The organism is Arthrobacter sp. Soil_C_49 (genome assembly GCF_057656635.1).
This window is the reverse complement of record NZ_JBDGJZ010000010.1, coordinates 38,192-55,158: the sequence shown is the minus strand read 5'-3', so window position 1 is coordinate 55,158 and position 16,967 is coordinate 38,192. Positions and strand designations below refer to the sequence as shown.

General features: G+C 66.0%; 14 protein-coding genes. 8 read left to right on the top strand and 6 right to left on the bottom strand.

From position 1 onward, the window contains the following. Nucleotides 1–492, bottom strand: coding sequence for a hypothetical protein (locus AC3A4Z_RS15940; protein WP_498712645.1), 492 nt, complete (start codon nt 490–492; stop codon nt 1–3). Further along, entirely contained in the window at nt 476–2,434 is a 1,959-nt protein-coding gene (locus tag AC3A4Z_RS15935) for a primary-amine oxidase (RefSeq protein WP_498712644.1), read from the bottom strand. The genes AC3A4Z_RS15940 and AC3A4Z_RS15935 overlap by 17 nt, the downstream gene beginning before the upstream one ends. A gap of 122 nt (nt 2,435–2,556) precedes the next feature. Between AC3A4Z_RS15935 and AC3A4Z_RS15930 the strand changes: the two genes are divergently transcribed. From AC3A4Z_RS15930 to AC3A4Z_RS15920, 3 genes are all read left to right on the top strand, one after another. Beyond that, nucleotides 2,557–3,159, top strand: coding sequence for a TetR/AcrR family transcriptional regulator (locus AC3A4Z_RS15930; RefSeq protein ID WP_498712643.1), 603 nt, complete (start codon nt 2,557–2,559; stop codon nt 3,157–3,159). Further along, on the top strand, nt 3,156–4,286 hold the full coding sequence (locus AC3A4Z_RS15925; protein ID WP_498712642.1) for an alanine racemase: 1,131 nt from the start codon (nt 3,156–3,158) through the stop codon (nt 4,284–4,286). The genes AC3A4Z_RS15930 and AC3A4Z_RS15925 overlap by 4 nt, the downstream gene beginning before the upstream one ends. 127 nt (nt 4,287–4,413) lie before the next feature. Beyond that, nucleotides 4,414–5,370 carry an AraC-like ligand-binding domain-containing protein gene (locus AC3A4Z_RS15920; RefSeq protein ID WP_498712641.1) on the top strand — a complete coding sequence of 319 codons (957 nt, stop codon included), beginning with the start codon at nt 4,414–4,416 and terminating at the stop codon, nt 5,368–5,370. A gap of 113 nt (nt 5,371–5,483) precedes the next feature. On the opposite strand, the gene gdhA is transcribed toward AC3A4Z_RS15920, so the two are convergent. Next, a complete protein-coding gene (gdhA, locus tag AC3A4Z_RS15915; protein WP_498712640.1) occupies nt 5,484–6,821 on the bottom strand; it encodes an NADP-specific glutamate dehydrogenase in 1,338 nt (445 codons plus the stop codon). Nucleotides 6,822–7,020: 199 nt separating this feature from the next. Here gdhA and AC3A4Z_RS15910 point away from each other — a divergent pair, with 199 nt between their 5' ends. Further along, nucleotides 7,021–7,692, top strand: coding sequence for an AmiS/UreI family transporter (locus AC3A4Z_RS15910; RefSeq protein ID WP_498712639.1), 672 nt, complete (start codon nt 7,021–7,023; stop codon nt 7,690–7,692). Here AC3A4Z_RS15910 and AC3A4Z_RS15905 read toward each other — a convergent pair. Together AC3A4Z_RS15905 and AC3A4Z_RS15900 are read right to left on the bottom strand one after the other, a co-directional pair. Next, nucleotides 7,689–9,164, bottom strand: a complete 1,476-nt coding sequence (locus tag AC3A4Z_RS15905) for an APC family permease (RefSeq protein WP_498712638.1) — start codon at nt 9,162–9,164, stop codon at nt 7,689–7,691. The two genes, AC3A4Z_RS15910 and AC3A4Z_RS15905, sit on opposite strands and share 4 nt — an antisense overlap. Before the next feature lie 153 nt (nt 9,165–9,317). After that, on the bottom strand, nt 9,318–9,695 hold the full coding sequence (locus AC3A4Z_RS15900) for a VOC family protein (protein WP_498712637.1): 378 nt from the start codon (nt 9,693–9,695) through the stop codon (nt 9,318–9,320). Between the two features lie 100 nt (nt 9,696–9,795). Between AC3A4Z_RS15900 and AC3A4Z_RS15895 the strand changes: the two genes are divergently transcribed. Continuing rightward, on the top strand, nt 9,796–11,700 hold the full coding sequence (locus AC3A4Z_RS15895; protein ID WP_498712636.1) for an amylosucrase: 1,905 nt from the start codon (nt 9,796–9,798) through the stop codon (nt 11,698–11,700). 52 nt (nt 11,701–11,752) lie between these two features. After that, nucleotides 11,753–12,610: a prephenate dehydratase gene (locus tag AC3A4Z_RS15890; protein WP_498712635.1), complete on the top strand. Its 858-nt coding sequence runs from the start codon at nt 11,753–11,755 to the stop codon at nt 12,608–12,610. Here AC3A4Z_RS15890 and AC3A4Z_RS15885 read toward each other — a convergent pair. Then, a complete protein-coding gene (locus tag AC3A4Z_RS15885) occupies nt 12,592–14,502 on the bottom strand; it encodes an FAD-binding monooxygenase (RefSeq protein ID WP_498712634.1) in 1,911 nt (636 codons plus the stop codon). The genes AC3A4Z_RS15890 and AC3A4Z_RS15885 overlap by 19 nt on opposite strands. Before the next feature lie 222 nt (nt 14,503–14,724). On the opposite strand from AC3A4Z_RS15885, the gene AC3A4Z_RS15880 reads away from it, so the two are divergent. Next, nucleotides 14,725–16,212: a fumarylacetoacetate hydrolase family protein gene (locus AC3A4Z_RS15880; RefSeq protein WP_498712633.1), complete on the top strand. Its 1,488-nt coding sequence runs from the start codon at nt 14,725–14,727 to the stop codon at nt 16,210–16,212. Beyond that, nucleotides 16,205–16,915, top strand: a complete 711-nt coding sequence (locus AC3A4Z_RS15875; RefSeq protein WP_498712632.1) for a GntR family transcriptional regulator — start codon at nt 16,205–16,207, stop codon at nt 16,913–16,915. Before AC3A4Z_RS15880 ends, AC3A4Z_RS15875 begins: the two co-directional genes overlap by 8 nt. Nucleotides 16,916–16,967: the final 52 nt, after the last annotated feature.

Genomic DNA, 16,967 nt, shown 5'->3' with positions numbered 1-16,967 from the left:
CTATGCGCCGGGACGTGCCCCGGTGGTGCGGTTCTCCGGGCGCAGCCGCGCCACCAGGGTGGCGGCGAGCAGGGCGGTGGCCAGTTCCAGGCCGATGACCAGCAGCAGCTGGGTGCTCCCGGCCGCCTGGGCAGCGGACGACGCCGGCCTGCCGCCGTGGGCGTGCCCCGCGCCTCCCGCGCCGAGCAGCAGCGCCGCGTGCACGCCAACCATTAGCAAGGCCGAAAGAGTCACCTGATGCAGGGCGGCCACCCGGCTGTGCCGCCAGATATGGACCGTGCAGGGAACACAGATCGCCGCCAGCGCCACCATCAGAACGCCCAGCCAGACACCGTGGTGGCCGGCGGCGGCCGCCCCCAGGTGCACAACGCAGGACCCGGCGGTGACCACGGCGACCAGCCGGGGATGCAGGACGGGACCGCCGGCCCGGGCCCGCCCTGCCGTCGGCGTACGCTCCCCGGTTCCTGCCGTCAGGCTAGTGGCAGGAGCCACCGGGGGTTCCCTCGCTGTGGCAGGAGGAGGCCTGCTGGTTCGGGTTGGCCGGAACGTCCAGGACGGGGCTGCGGTCGAAGAACCCTTCGGGGCGGAGCTTGAAGCCTACGGTGTCCACGGGCATGATGGGCCAGTCCTCCACCCGCGGGAAGTGGGTCAGGCCGAACGTGTGCCACACCACGATGTCCTGGCCGTCGATCTCCCGGTCCTGCGCCACATACGCGGGCAGACCTGCACCACCGGAGTGCTGGTTGACGAAGTCGCCGGTGGGGTACCGCTCGTCCTCCGCGTACCGGGTCACCCACAGGTCCTTGGTGGCGAACGCTGCCCTCTTGGCGATGGAGGAGCCCGGGTCGGCCAGCAGCGTGGGCTGGTTGTGCAAGTGCAGTTTGTAGCCCACGGGTTCGCCCAGCCGGTTGCGGGATTCGGGGTTGGAGATGATCCAGGTCCGGCCGGCCCTCGCGTCAGCTTCCCGGACCGCCTGGGATTCCCGCGACAGTACAGTGCGTTTGCGGGAGAAGGCGTTGCCGCGCTCGTTGCCCGGTCCCATCACCTGGCGGACCACGTCCTCTTCCTCCACGCGGTTGGTGAAGCCGTCGATGGCCATGTCCAGGCGGGCGCTGAAGAGGTGCTGGTGGAAGGGCGCGCCGAGGCCGGGCGCGAGCTGGGAGATGTTGTCCGAGCCGCCTTCGGGGAAGGCGGAGGTGAAAACGATGCCGGTGGCCTTGGCTTCGAATTCGATGGTGCCGTCCAGGTACAGGTACCAGTAGAAGCCGTAGTCGTAGTTGCCGATGGTGGTGAAGAAGGAGATCACCAGGCGGCGGTTGCGGCGGGTGTAGTTGATCCCGGTCCAGAGGTCCGAGTGCTTGGAGAGGATGCCCCAGTCCTCCTCGTGCATGCAGATGCCGTTGCGGATCTCGCGCGGGTTGCCGAAGGCGTCCGAGATGACGGGGCTGAGGTAGGTGATGTCGCCCAGGCAGTCGCAGCCCAATTCCAGGGAGTTGGCGTACTGGCCTACCAGGTATTCGCCGGTGTCGAAGTAGTTCTGCCAGGACCGGATGGGCGACGGATCACCGTAGGGGACCACCATTTCGGCGATTGAGGCGCGGTTGATGATGGGCCGCACCCGGTCCCCGTCACGGAAGCCGAGGTTGTGCAGGACCACGCCTTCCCGGACATCAAAGCCGACGTCGACGCTCCACTTTTCCCACTCCACGTGGTTACCGCCGGTGACGGTGAAGCTGGGCCCTTCGGGCTGCGTGATGCTAATGGGCTTCTGGGTGGTGCGGGGCGGCCCGGTGAGCTCCGGGTCGGTGTAGTTGCCGTGCTCGGCCGGGATGGGCATCACGCCGAGGTCGATGACCTGGGTGACTTCCTTGTTCACCACGTCCACGTAGGCCACCAGCCCGTCCACGGGGTGCGCCCAGGCACTGTCTTCCGGGAAGTCCTGGACAAAAGCCAGCCCGCGGAGGATACGGCGCCCCTTCTCCTCGGCGTACTCGAACACCCCGGCGGACAGCGGGGCAACGCGGACCTTGGCAACGTCGAGATCCCGGGCGGCAAGGGCGTCCAGCCAGCGCTCATCGGTGGCCAGCAGCGCCTCCACCACCTCGAACTCCTCCTCAAGGACGGGAAGCTCGCCGGTCACGGCGGTGTCGAGTACGACGGCGGACTCCACCTTTTGGTGCGTGAGCGAGACGATGACGTCCGTAGGCGCAGCCCCGGAGACGTCGTGGATAAAGATGCGGAAGCGCCGGCCCTGGTTCGCATCGCCTTCGGCGCCAGGCCTGCCGCCATGGGCCGGGTCGAGGAGGCCCAGGTAGGCGATGCGGTGCTGGGGCCCGAGCAGGTCCTCCCGCTGCAGGATTGACCGGACTTCGAGGATTTCGGCGGCGGTGGCCAGGCGGAACGCGGAGGTTGTTTCAACTGGAGCAAGCGTCATGGTGGAACCTTTGATCGGACCGTGTAGGGTCGGCCGTTTATTTTCTATAGTTGTAGAGAATAAGCTTTACGTAAGATGGCTCACAAGGGTTTGGGCGAAATATTTTCTGGGGAGCAGCTGCGGTGCCAAAGATTGTTGACCATGACGAGCGGCGCCTGGAACTCGTCGATGCCACGTGGCGGATCATCGCGCGGAACGGCCTTGAAGGTGCCACCATGCGCGAGATAGCCATGGAGGCGGGCTTCGCCAACGGCGCACTGAAGCCGTACTTCCCCACCAAGGACACCCTGCTGGAGTTCGCCTTCAGCCACGTCTTCAACCGGACCAACCAGCGGATCGCCAAGGTCACCGCGGGCCAGGCCGGCCTGGCAGCGCTGCGGGCCTTTTGCCTTGAAGTACTCCCCCTCGATGAGGAGCGCATCAACGAGGCACGGGTCGTGATCCCCTTCTGGCAGAAAGCCGTCAACGATCCCCAAAAGGCCGCCATCCACCAGCAGTCCATGGACGAGTGGCTCACCGCCATCCGGCGCCACCTCAAAGAGGCGCGGGACGCCGGCGACGTCAGTACCGCCGTCACCGACAATGTTCTTGCCGGCCAGCTCCTGAACATGCTGCTCGGCGCCCAGATTGAAGCCGCCCTTGCTCCGGCGGGACGCACTGACTTTGGCCACGACCGCCAGCTTGAGGGCTACCTTGCCCTGCTGACCCGGCCGTCCGCCCGATGAACGCAGCAGTGACCGCCGGGAGTGCCGCCACACCTGTTCCGGCCGACGTCGATACGCCCGAAATCCTGGTGGACGTGGACATCCTGGACCGGAACATCGAGCGGATGGCACAGGCCGTGAAGGCGAAGGGGCTCGCCCTGCGCCCGCACGCCAAGACCCACAAGATCCCGGAGATCGCGGCACGGCAGCTCGCGGCCGGCGCAGCAGGGCTGACCATTGCCACCATCGGGGAGGCGGAAGTGTTCGCCGCATCCGGAGTGCAGAACCTCTTCATCGCCTACCCCCTGTGGATTTCGCCGCAGAAAGCGGAGCGGCTGCGCCGGCTGGCCGCAGCCGCGAGGATCTCGGTGGGCGTGGACTCCGAAGCCGGCGCGGCCGCACTGGGAGCAGGCCTTGGTGATGCCGCCGGGGATATCAGCGTGCTGGTGGAGATCGACAGCGGCCACCACCGCAGCGGCGTCCATCCGGAAGCCGCAGCAGCCGTAGCCTGGGCGGCGTCCGACGCCGGACTCAACGTTGCCGGGGTCTTCACCTTTCCCGGCCACAGCTATGCTCCGGGGATGCCGGTTGAGGCGGCGGCCCAGGAGCAGGAGGCCCTGCACCGCGCAGCGGAAACGCTGAGCGCGGCAGGCTTCGAGGCAGCCGTGCGAAGCGGAGGATCCACCCCGACCGCGCTCCTCACCAAGGGCTCGTCCGCAACCGAAGTGCGGCCCGGCGTCTACGTCTTCGGCGACGCCCAGCAGCTGGAACTGGGCCGTTGTTCTCTTGAAGACATCGCTTTGACGGTTGCGGCAACGGTGGTCAGCCACCACAGCACCGCTCCCGGCACCCCGCCGCGGTTTATCCTCGACGCCGGAAGTAAGATCCTGGGCAGCGACCGGCCGGCCTGGGCGAGCGGCTTCGGCCGGCTGATGGACCACCCCGACGCGAAGATCACGGCCCTGTCCGAGCACCACGCCACGGTGGAATGGCACGGGGACGGCACGCCACCGCCGCTTGGCACAAAGCTGCGGGTCATTCCCAATCACGTCTGCCTTGCGATGAACCTCGTGGATGACGTGGCGGTGGTCAGCCGGGGCGAGCTCGTGGACCGCTGGACCGTGGCCGCCCGGGGGAAGAACAAGTAGCCAGCTGAAAAGTCTTTTTTCGCCAAGTGTTGAAAAAAGATATCAACCGGAGCTAACCTCAGATGACTGTGTTCCAGGACACAGTCCCTGGGGAACGCCAGATGGCCCTCCGTCGACAGGAACATCCATGCTCACAGCTACCGTACCCGCCAGCCAGGACGTCACCACAAGCGTTGCCCGGACTTTTGACGACTGGAAGCACCTCGTGGCCGAATCCTTTGTGCCGCTCACGGCGCGCACGGCAGACGTGGACGGCTTCCGCGGACAACTGCGCTCGCGCGTGCTGGACCGGATGTCCATCGTGGAAGTCACGGCCACATCCCACGAGGTCCACCGCACGCCCGCGCTCATTGCCCAGGCCGGTGAGCGCTACTTCAAGCTCAACCTCCAGCTTGAGGGAACCGGCCTGCTGATCCAGGACACCCGCGAAGCGCTCCTTGAGCCCGGCGATCTGGCCATCTACGACACCAACCGCCCCTACACCCTGGCGTTCGAGGAACAGGCCCGGATGATGGTGGTGATGTTTCCCTGCGACGCCCTCACCCTGCCCACGGATTACGTCGGCCAGCTCGCCGCCGTCAGGATGGCAGGGGGTACCGGATTGAGCGGGATCGTGGGACCGTTCATCCGCCAGCTCTCCGAAAACCTTGATGTCCTGGGAGGTCCCAGCGGTTCACGGTTGGCAACCAACGCCCTGGACCTGGTGTCCACCATGCTGCACGCGGAGATGGACATTACCCCGGACCGGATGAAGCCGCAGGCGCTGCTGGCCGCGTCCATCCGTGAGTACATCGAGGCCAATCTGTCCGATCCGCTGCTGTCGCCGGCGAGCATCGCGGCCGCCCACTTCATCTCCACCAGGCACCTGCACAACGTCTTCCACGAGTCCGGCACCACGGTGGCCAGCTGGATCAGGAGCCAGCGCCTTGAAGGCGCGCGCCGCGACCTGCGCGATCCGCTCCACGCCGGAAAATCCGTCAGTACGGTCGCAGCCCGCTGGGGCTTCCTGGACGCGGCCCACTTCAGCCGCACCTTCCGCGACGCCTTCGGCTTGTCCCCCACCGACTGGCGCCGCCAGGCCTGACACAACCCAACGCGGGGTCACTTATCGCCCATCCGCGTGGCCGGGAGGGGCCTTAAGTGACCCCGCGTTGCAGTGGCAAGGGCCTACGACGGCGGTCTGGCGCGCTTGGGAGCCTAGATCAGCCCCTGCGCCAGCATGGCGTCGGCAACCTTGACGAACCCGCCGATGTTCGCGCCCAGGACGTAGTCCCCGGGGGCACCGTATTCCTCGGCGGTGGCGGCGCACAGATCATGGATTCCCACCATAATGTCCGTCAGGCGCTGCTCGGTGTGCTCGAAGGACCAGGAATCGCGGCTGGCATTCTGCTGCATCTCCAGGGCAGAGGTGGCCACTCCCCCGGCATTGGCTGCCTTGCCCGGGGCAAACAGGACCCCCGCCTGCTGGAACACGGAGACTGCCTCGGGAGTGCTCGGCATGTTGGCGCCTTCACCCACGGCGAGCAGGCCGCCGCGCACCAGGGCCGCGGCAGCATCGCCGTCGAGCTCGTTCTGCGTTGCACAGGGCAGCGCCACTGTGGCGCCGGCATCCCAGACGGAGCCGCCGTCAACGTACGTGGCGCCCGGCTTGCGGACGCCGTACTCCTTGAGCCGGGCGCGCTCCACTTCCTTGATCTGGCGCAGCAGCGGAACGTCTATTCCCGCCTCGTCAATGATGTAGCCGCTGGAGTCCGAGCAGGCAACCACCGTGGCGCCCAGCGCCTGCGCCTTCGCGACGGCGTTGATGGCCACATTCCCGGAACCGGACACCACCACGCGCTGTCCGTCGAAGGAGAGGCCGCGGGTCTTGAGCATCTCGCTGGTGAAGATGACGGTTCCGAATCCGGTGGCTTCGGGCCGGACCAGGGAGCCGCCCCAGGAGATGCCCTTGCCGGTAAGGACTCCGGATTCGTAGCGGTTGGTGATGCGCTTGTACTGGCCAAAGAGGTAGCCGATTTCCCGCCCGCCCACGCCGATGTCGCCGGCCGGCACGTCGGTGTATTCGCCGATATGGCGGTAAAGCTCGGTCATGAACGACTGGCAGAACCGCATCACCTCAGCATCGCTGCGGCCGCGGGGGTCGAAGTCGGAGCCGCCCTTGCCGCCGCCGATGGGCATGCCGGTGAGGGCGTTTTTGAAGATCTGTTCAAAGCCCAAGAATTTCACGATGCCCAGGTTCACCGAGGGATGAAACCTCAGCCCGCCCTTGTAGGGCCCCAGTGCCGAGTTGAACTCCACCCGGAAGCCGCGGTTGATCTGCACCCGGCCGTGGTCGTCAGTCCAGGGGACGCGGAAGATGATCTGCCGCTCCGGTTCGCAGAGCCGCTCGAGGATGGCTGTTTCGAGGAACTCGGGGTGGCGGTCGTGGACCGGGCCGAGGCTTTCGAAGACCTCGGTGATGGCTTGGTGGAATTCCGCCTCGCCGGGGTTCCGGGCCAGGACAGTGTCCCTGATGGCCTCCAGCCGTGCATCCATGATTCTTCCTTACGTAGCCGGGCAGGGGACAGCTCCGCGGAGGTGGCCCCGCCCAAAAGGTTTACGTTTCAACTTATCCGATTACGACTGCGTACCGTTAGGTGGGCCGCCGAACTCGGACTAATCTCCGTATTGTGACAGAACGATTCCGCTTTACGAAAACTTTTGTACTCGATTCATTGAGCTCCGAGGTGGCCTGATGGCGTATGTCTGCCTCCTCCTTTCCGGTGCCGCCCTGCTGATCAACGGCCTGGCCGCACTGGGGCACGTGCCCCGCCGCGACGCAGCCGTGCTAAGCCTCACGGTGGGGATCGTCCAGGTGGTGCTCGGCGTCGTCGTCCTTTCCCCGGGCGCTCCGGCAGCCGCCTCGCTGACGGCTGCCGGGATGTTCCTGTTCGGCCTGACATATGTCCTGGTGGGCCTCGACGCCCTGCTGGACCTCGGTTCGAAGGGTCTGGGCTGGTTCTGCGGCATGGTGGCAGTTGTGGGGATTCTCCTGGCCGCGGCATGGATCCAGGATGATCCGCTGCTGGCCGTCCTCTGGTTGTGCTGGTCAGTACTGTGGGCGCTGTTCTTCATGTCGATGGCCCTGGACTTTTCCCGCGTGGACACCTTCACCGGCTGGGCGCTTGTCCTCACCAGCCAGGTGACCGCCACGGCCCCGGCTTTCCTGGGGCTGGCCGGGCTTTGGCCCCGAGGCCCCGCGATCGCGGCCGCTGCCGCCGTCCTGTTGGCGGGATTGTTCGTTGCTGCCGGGATCCTGGCCCGCCGGACCCTGGCCACACACGCAATGGCCCGGCCAGGTGCATACGCACCGGACCGGACCACCCCGCACCCCATCGCCGCCTCGGGCGGGAAAGCGGCACCTTAGCCGGCGTGCTTTAAACTACCCGTGCGCAGCCGGCGTTCGATCCGTGACTCCACGAGGACGCCCGCGGTGAACATCACCGGGACAGCCGCCAGCAGGACGGCGGCGGTTTCCGCGCTGCCGCCGATCAGGGCAGTGAAGTTGCTGATCACCAGGGACAGCACCCAGGCCAGCAGCAGCGTGGCGAGCGCGGGCGCAATCACGGTCTGCCAGAGCTGGCCTTCCACACGTTCCCGCCGGAAGAATCCCACCACGGCCACTGAGCACAGGATGTACAGCACCAGCAGCGCGGCCACGGCAAGACCGCTGAACCAGGAGAACAGGGTGAGGACCGGATCCAGGGCCAGCAGCGCGAACGGAACCACCAGCACCACGGCGGTGCCCGTCTGGATCCGGGCCGCCACGGCGGGTGCGCGGTGGCGGTTGGTCCTTGCCAGGGCCGCGGGCATGGAGCCTTGGAGTGCCAGCGAATGCAGGTACCGGTTGATGCCGTTGTGGAAGGCGATGATTCCGGCCAGCAGTGACGTCACCAGCAGGACCCCGGTAGTAACGCCGGCCCACGGCCCGAAAAGGTCCACCATCGGGTTGAGCACAAAGCTGGTGGAATCGCCCGATTCAAGGGCCGCGCCGGCGGCATCCATAACCCGGCTGGGTCCGTAGTAGCTCACCAGCATCCAGGAGATAAAGGAGAAGAAGGCAGCGATCACCGCCACGGACAGGTACGTGGCCCGCGCGACCGTACGGTGGGCATCCTTGGCTTCGGCCGAATAGATGGCGGTGGATTCGAAGCCGAACATGGAGGCCACCGCAAACATGATGGCCACGCCGGGGGCGCCCGCGGCGATGGCTTCGGGCGAGAAGGACGCCGCTACGCTGATCCCTTCTGGACCGCCGCCGCTTAACAGCACCGTCACGCCGAACATCAGCAGGATGGCCACTTCGAAGCCCACCAGCAGGGCCAGGACCCGGGCGCCGAGTTCGATGTTGAGGGAGCCCAGTAGCTGCACACCCGCCATCGTGGCCAAGGCCAGCAGCCACCAGGGAACAGCGGCGCCGACGGAGGAGAGCAGGCCGGAAAACGCTGCCCCGTAGAGCCCGTACATCGCCGCCTGCACCGTGCTGTAGGCGAGCAGCGCAAGCCAGGCCGCGCCGGCTCCGGCCTTCCGGCCGAACGCCGCGGTCACGTACGCGTAAAACGCGCCGTTGGCCCGGATCCTGCGGCTCATCGCCACGAACCCCACGGCGAAAATGACAATGACGACGCCGACAATCAAGTAGGCGCCCGGGGCGCCGGCACCGTTGCCAAGCGCAGCAGCCAAGGGGGAAGCGCCGGCAATTCCCGTCAGGGGTGCCTGGGCGGACAGGACAAAGAACAGGATTCCCATCACGCCGATGCTGCCGGCGCGGAGGGCGGTGGAATGCTCTTGGGCGGGCTTTGCGTCTGCAGTCCGGGACTCGGAATTCGAAATACTCATTGGATCCTTCTTAAACGGTCATGAGCGTTGGGGAAGGTGCGGTTTCATCGGTTCTGCACCATCGAATTCAGGATGGCAGGGGGCAGGCCGCCTGGTTTTGTCGCGCAGCGATCACTTGTTGTACCTAAGCGCAATGCACCGTGTGGGCGCAGGTCAGGCCTCGAGCCGCCTGCGCAGGAGGCAAAATTCGTTGCCCTCCGGGTCCTCCAGGACATGCCACTGCTCATTGCCGGTCTGTCCCACGTGGGCCGGCCGGGCACCGAGGGCGAGCAACCGTTCGAGCTCAGCGTCCTGGTCCCGGTCCACGGGGTTGACATCGATGTGCAGCGGAAGCCGGCCGGTCCGCGGGTTGCTGCTGGGGCTGAGGATGATGGTGGGCTGCAGGCCGCCGAAACCGGCGCCGGACGGGCCTATCTCGATGGCGCCGTCCTCGCGGTCGAGTTCGATATAGCCAAGGACATCGCTCCAGAACTTCGCCAGTAGTTCTGGATCGGCGCAATTAAGGACCAATTCGCTGATGCGGCATGACATGGAGGCCAGTGTAACGGGCGCGCCCGGCCGATTGTGACGTGGAATACTTCCGTAGAGGTGCCGCCGGATACGCCGGCGGAATTCGGAAGGGGCCGTGGGCATGCAGGAATCCGTCAGGGTGGACGAAACGCCGCGGCAGAAAGTGATGGCCGCGTTGTCCCGGGAACGGAAAGCCGGACTCAAACCGGATCCGGACTTTGACCGGCGGCTGGAGCAGTACCTTCCTGTCCTGACTGAGCTCTTCGGCTCCCTCTACGACTCACGGCCGGACTGGCTGGAGCAACTGTCAGCGCTGGTTGTCCAAAGCGCCGGTTCCTGGCAGGAACGCCCGGCGGAGCTGAAGGCCATCGATGCCGAGCGGGAGTCGAACCCCGGCTGGTTCCTGGCCAACACCATGCTGGGCGGCGTTTGCTACGTTGACCGGTACGCCGAGAACCTGGAGCGAGTCCGGAGCCGTATACCGTACTTCAAGGAACTCGGCCTCACCTACCTGCACCTGATGCCGCTGTTCCTGGCACCCGAGCCGCACTCCGATGGCGGCTACGCGGTCTCCAGCTACCGCCAGGTCAACCCGAAACTCGGCACCATGGAGCAGCTCAGGGATCTGGCCGCGGAGCTCAAGGCCAACGGGATCAGCCTGGTGGTTGACTTCATCTTCAACCACACCTCGGACGAGCATGAGTGGGCCAGGCGCGCTGCCGCTGGTGATCCCGAATTCAGCGACTACTACTGGATCTTCCCGGACCGCACCATGCCGGACGCCTTTGAACAGAACGTACGGGAGATCTTCCCCGAGAACCACCCCGGTTCTTTTATCCGGATGGAGGACGGCCGCTGGGTCTGGGCCACCTTCCACACCTACCAGTGGGACCTGAACTACTCCAACCCGGACGTGTTCCGCGCCATGGCCGGCGAAATGCTGTTCCTGGCCAACCAGGGCGTGGACATCCTGCGGATGGACGCGGTGGCCTTCATCTGGAAACAGCTGGGCACCCCGTGTGAAAACCTTCCCGAAGCCCACACCCTGCTGCAGGCCTTCAATGCGGTGTGCCGGCTGGCGGCGCCGTCGCTGCTGTTCAAGTCCGAGGCCATCGTGCATCCGGACGAGGTGGCGCTCTACATCGATCCGGCTGAATGCCAAATCTCCTACAACCCGCTGCAGATGGCCCTGATCTGGGAATCGCTGGCCACCCGCGATGTCTCGCTCCTGGCCCAGGCGCTGGAGCGCCGGCACAACATCCCGGAGGGCACGTCGTGGGTGAACTACGTCCGCAGCCACGACGACATCGGCTGGACCTTCGCCGACGAGGATGCCGCCGAACTGGGCATCAATGGCTTTGACCACCGCCGGTTCCTGAACTCGTTCTACGTCAACCGCTTCCCGGGGAGTTTCGCCCGTGGCGTGCCGTTCCAGGACAACCCCAAGACCGGCGATTGCCGGATTTCCGGCACGACGGCGTCCCTGTGCGGTATGGAAGTCGACCCCGCAGAGGCGGTGGAGCGGATCCTCTTGGCCCACTCGGTTGCCTTCAGCACCGGCGGCATTCCGCTGCTGTACCTCGGCGACGAGGTGGGCCAGGTGAACGACTACGGCTACGCCTCCGAGCCGGGGCACGAAGCGGACAGCCGCTGGGTCCACCGGCCGCATTACCCGGCGGAGCAGTACGCCCGCCACCAGGATCCTTCCACCCCCGAAGGCGCGGTCTTTGCGGGCATACAACGGATGACCGAGGTCCGGGCAGCCACGCCCGAACTTGCCGGCACCCGGCTCATCGACTTCGCCACCAACAACCGCAGCGTCCTGGCCTACCAGCGCCCCGGGTGGCAATCCTGGATATTGGCACTGGCCAACTTCAGCGACCAGCCGCAGTCCCTGCCCGCCGAAACCTTTTCCGGATACTCAAGCGCCGCCGTCGACCTTCTCTCCGAAGCCGGCCTGCAGTTGGACGAGGGCGTCACGCTCCTCCCGCGCCAGTACCTCTGGCTGCGTGTCACCCCCGCGTAGCATCGCGGGCCTGTTTTCCCAACGGGCCCGCGCGCGTGAAACCATACGGATCATGGCCTCCAAGATTGCGTACCAGGGTGAGCCCGGCGCCAACTCCAATATCGCGTGTCAGCAGATGTTCCCGGACATGGAAAGCGTGCCGTGCGCGAGTTTCGAGGACGCGTTTGAACTCGTGTCCAGCGGCGAAGCGGACCTCGGCATGATTCCAATTGAGAACTCGATTGCCGGCCGGGTGGCGGATATCCATGTCCTCCTGCCCCAGTCCAACCTGCAGATTGTGGGCGAATTCTTCCTGCCCATCCACTTCGACCTGCTGGGCATCCCGGGCAGCACCATCGAAGGGGCCACCGAGGTCCACAGCCACATTCACGCCCTGGGCCAGTGCCGGAAGCTGATCCGCGAGCACGGGCTCAAGCCAGTCATCGCCGGCGATACCGCGGGATCGGCGCGGGAAGTGGCGGAGTGGAATGATTCCCGCAAGCTCTCCCTTGCTCCCCCGCTCGCCGCACAGATCTATGGCCTCGAAGTGCTGGCCTCCCGGGTTGAGGACGATCCCTCCAACACCACCCGCTTTGTGGTCCTGGCCAGGGAAACGGCGCTGCCGGCCCGGGACGAACTGCCCGGACCGGCAGTCACCAGCTTTGTGTTCCGCGTCCGCAACGTCCCGTCAGCGCTGTACAAGGCACTGGGCGGGTTCGCGACGAACGGCGTGAACATGACGCGCCTGGAAAGCTACATGGTGGGCAACGAGTTCGCAGCCACCATGTTTATGGCCGACGTCGAAGGCCACCCCGAGGACCTGCCGCTGAAGCTGGCCCTCGAGGAACTGGACTTCTTCACCACCGAGGTGCGGATCCTCGGCGTCTATGCCGCCGCGGAGTACAGGACGGCTCAGACCGTCAACGGCTGACCCGAGGCCTGGTGCGGCTTCAGCAGGGCGGAGAAGAACTCTCCCATCTCGGCCGTCGCCGTGAGCGGCAGGACATTCGCCACGTACTGGTCCGGGCGGACCACCACCACCACGCCGCCGCGGTCCAGTCCGCGCTGGTCAAAAATGTCGGCAGCGGGATCGGCGGCGTACACCTTCTCGTAGTCCGTCAGCTTGAACGGGCCCACCTGCGGCTTGAAGACGGCGGGAACCTTTCCGATGTCCACGGCTGTGTGCGGCTGCTGGTAAATCACCTTCAGGTCGAACCAGGCGTCCGGATCAGCGTCCGACGGCGTTGCGGCCAGGGGCGAGTCCGGCGAGTTAGCGATCCACTCGGCGAAGTCGGCCACCCCTGAGTGCGCTCCTGCGGGTGCCGCGTCAGCGAAGACGTAGATGCGCCAGCGCCCGTCGGCCGTGGCGTGGTGGCCGAGGTGGAGCGGGTTGGTGTCGCCCACGCGCACCACGGGTGCCGATTTGAAGCGCTTGCCCACCGGGAAGCCCGTGGCCAGCGCCTGGTGCTTGGCGGGGGCCACCAGCATGGACGGCGCGTATTCGGTCATGAAACCGGCCGGGAACTCGGCAGTGCGCACGTAGAAATCCTCGAGGTCCGAGGGGTTTTCGAACTCCTCGGGCTTCTTGGCCATCATGGTGGACCATTCCTTGTCGAAGTCGATGAGGTTCTTCGCCACCACCTGCCGTTCGGCGGAGTAGGTCGACAGCAGGCTCTCCGGACTGCGGCCCTCAAGCACATGCCCGAGCTTCCAGGCGATGTTGAACCCGTCCTGCATGGAGACGTTCATGCCCTGACCTGCTTTGGCGCTGTGCGTGTGGCAGGCGTCGCCGGTGATGAACACCCGCGGGGTGCGCGTGCCGCGCTCCTCCGGCAGGACGTCGTCGAACCTGTCAGTCAGCCGGTGCCCCACCTCATAGACGCTGTGCCACGCCACGTTCCGCACGTCCAGGGTGTAGGGGTGGAGGATCTCGTTGGCCTTCTCAATGATCTGCTCGATGCTGGTGTTCCGCACGGCGTGGTGGGTGGCCGGGTCCACTTCGCCCAGGTCCACGTACATACGGAACAGGTGGCCGCCCTCGCGCGGTATCAGCAGGATGCTGCCCTTCTCGCCCTGGATGGCGCACTTGGTGCGGATGTCGGGGAAGTCGGTGACGGCGAGGGTGTCCATCACTCCCCAGGCGTGGTTGGCCTGGTCCCCGGCAAGGGTGCAGCCGATCGCTGCGCGCACTTTGCTGCGCGCGCCATCGGCACCCACCACGTATTTGGCCCGGACCACGCGTTCCTGTCCCTCGCTGGGACCCGCGGTGTGGAGCAGCGTGACGGTGACGGGGTATTCGCCTTCGTTCGCGACGCTCAGGGACTGGAATTCGTAGCCGTAGTCGGGCTTCAGGCGGGTTGGGGAGTTGGCAGCAAACTCGGCGAAGTAGTCCAGCACCCGGGCCTGGTTGACGATCAGGTGGGGGAATTCGCTGATGCCCATTTCGTCGTCCACTGCCCTGGCAGTCCGGATGATGTTGGCGCGGTTGGCGGGGTCCGGCTTCCAGAACGCCATCTCGGTGATGCGGTAGGCCTCGGCGATGATCCGCTCCGCGAATCCGAAGGCCTGGAAAGTCTCCACGCTGCGCGCCTGGATACCGTCGGCCTGGCCGATGGCGAGCCGTCCGGGGCGGCGTTCGATGATCCGGGTGGTGACGTCGGGGAACATTGAAAGCTGTGCTGCGGCAAGCATTCCCGCCGGACCGGTGCCGACGATCAGGACGTCAACCTCATCCGGGAGTTCATCGGGCCGGTTGAGGCCGACGCCGGCTGCCGGCTGTACCCGCGGGTCTCCGGATACGTAACCGTGGTGGTGAAACTGCACGGGATTCCTCACTTCGTTGTGTGGCTGGGAGCCAAAGGTACATGTTCGATAATAGAATTTGGGTTTCCATATGAGAAAACCAATGCTGTGGAGCAACACTGTACGCCAGGTGTGATGCGGACGACAAGAGCGACAGAATTGGCAGGCACCAAGGGGTTGACAAACACCGGCCCCGAGCGCGAGAGTGATCGTATACGATTTCGTACTTCAGTAGGAGATGCTTTGGAGCAGGTCAACGGGGACACCCTCGCAGCGGCACGGAAGGTGATCGCGGTGCATATCAACTACCCCAGCCGTGCTGCGCAGCGGGGACGCACGCCGGCCCAGCCGTCCTACTTCCTCAAGCCGTCGTCCTCGCTTTCCCTGACCGGGAACGCCGTCGAACGTCCCGCGGGCTGTGAACTGCTGGGCTACGAGGGTGAGATCGCCCTGGTCATCGGCAAGGCGGCCCGCCGGGTTGGGATCGATGACGCGTGGAGCCATGTCGCCGCAGTTACGGCCAGCAATGACCTTGGCGTGTACGACCTGCGCTGGGCGGACAAGGGCTCCAACCTCAGGTCCAAGGGCGGTGACGGTTTCACCCCGGTGGGTCCGGCACTGATCCCGGCCGACGCCGTGGACCCCGCCGGCCTGCGCATCCGCACCTGGCACAACGGGCAGCTGGTCCAGGACGACACCACGGAGGACCTGCTCTTCCCGTTCGCCCGCCTGGTCGCCGACCTGTCCCAGCTGCTCACGCTCAAAGAGGGGGACATCATCCTGACCGGCACCCCCGCCGGGGCGTCCGTTGCCCGGCCGGGAGACGTCCTCGAGGTGGAAGTCTCCACAGGGGAGCTCACCACGGGCCGGTTGGTCACCACTGTTGAGGAAGGCACGACGCCGTTCGCGGACTTTGGTGCCGGACCGAAGGTTGATGACCTGCAGCGGGAGGAGGCGTGGGGTTCACGCGAAGCTGCCGGCCTCCCGGCCGTCGAAGAGACTGAGGCGGGATCCGCCGTCGCGCCTTCCCTCTCCCCCGAGCTGAAGGCAAAGCTGGAGAGCGTGGCCACAGCCACCCTGTCCTCACAGCTGCGCAAGCGCGGCCTTAATAACGTCAGCATCGACGGGCTGCAGTCCACCCGCCCGGACCGCCGAGTGGTGGGCCTGGCCCGGACCCTGCGCTATGTTCCCAACCGCGAGGACCTCTTCAAGACCCACGGCGGCGGGTTCAACGCCCAAAAACGCGCCATCGACTCCGTGAACGAGGGCGAAATCCTCGTCATGGAAGCCCGCGGCGAAAAAGGCACCGGCACCGTGGGCGACATCCTGGCCCTGCGCGCCCAGGTCCGCGGCGCTGCGGCGATCATCACCGACGGCGGTGTCCGCGACTTCACCGCCGTGGCCGGGCTGGACATGCCCACCTATTTCGCCAACCCGCACCCGGCCGTGCTGGGCCGCCGCCACATCCCGTGGGACACGGACATCACCATCGCCTGCGGCGGCGCCACCGTCCAGCCCGGCGACATCATCGTGGCCGATTCCGACGGCATCCTGGTCATCCCGCCGGCCATCGCCGAAGAACTCGTAGATGACTGCATCACCCAGGAGCAGGAAGAAACCTTCATCTTCGAAATGGTCAAGCAAGGCAACAGCGTGGACGGCCTCTACCCGATGAACGCCGAGTGGCAGGCCAAGTACGCGGAATGGAAGGCGGGCAAGGCTGATGACTGAAGCAGTGGCTGAGCTTGCCGCTGCCCCCGGCAGCAAGTCGGAGCAGGCCTACCAGGCCGTGAAGGCACGGATCATCGAGGGGACCTACACTCCCGGGTACCGCCTGGTCCTGGGCAGCATTGCCAAGGACCTGGGATTCAGCGTGGTCCCGGTCCGCGAAGCCATCCGCCGCCTGGAAGCCGAAGGCCTGGTGACGTTCGAACGCAACGTCGGCGCCACCGTGGCCGGGATCGACCCCACAGAATACCTCTACACCATGCAGACCTTGAGCATCGTGGAAGGCGCCGCCACAGCGTTATCCGCCCCGCTCATCGATTCCGTGGCCATTGCCCGGGCCCGCGCCGTGAATGAGGAGATGCGCGAGTGCCTGGAGCATTTTGACCCCGTCCGTTTTACCCGGCTCAACCAGGACTTCCACAGCGTCCTGTTCGAACACTGCCCCAACCCGCACATCCTGGACCTCGTGCACCGCGGCTGGAACCGGCTCGCAGCACTAAGGTCCTCCACGTTCCGTTTCGTCCCCGGCCGCGCACGAGCGTCTGTGGAGGAGCATGAAGCCCTGCTTCAGCTCATCGAAACCGGATCCGACGCCGACTCGATCGAAAAGGCAGCCCGCCTGCACCGTTCCGCCACCCTGGACGCCTACCTCGCCCAAGCATCCCCATCCGAACGCAACGCGGGGTCAGTAAACGCCCAATATTAGGCCCCCGGAGGGCCAAAAGTGACCCCGCGTTGCTCTCAACCACAGTAAGGAC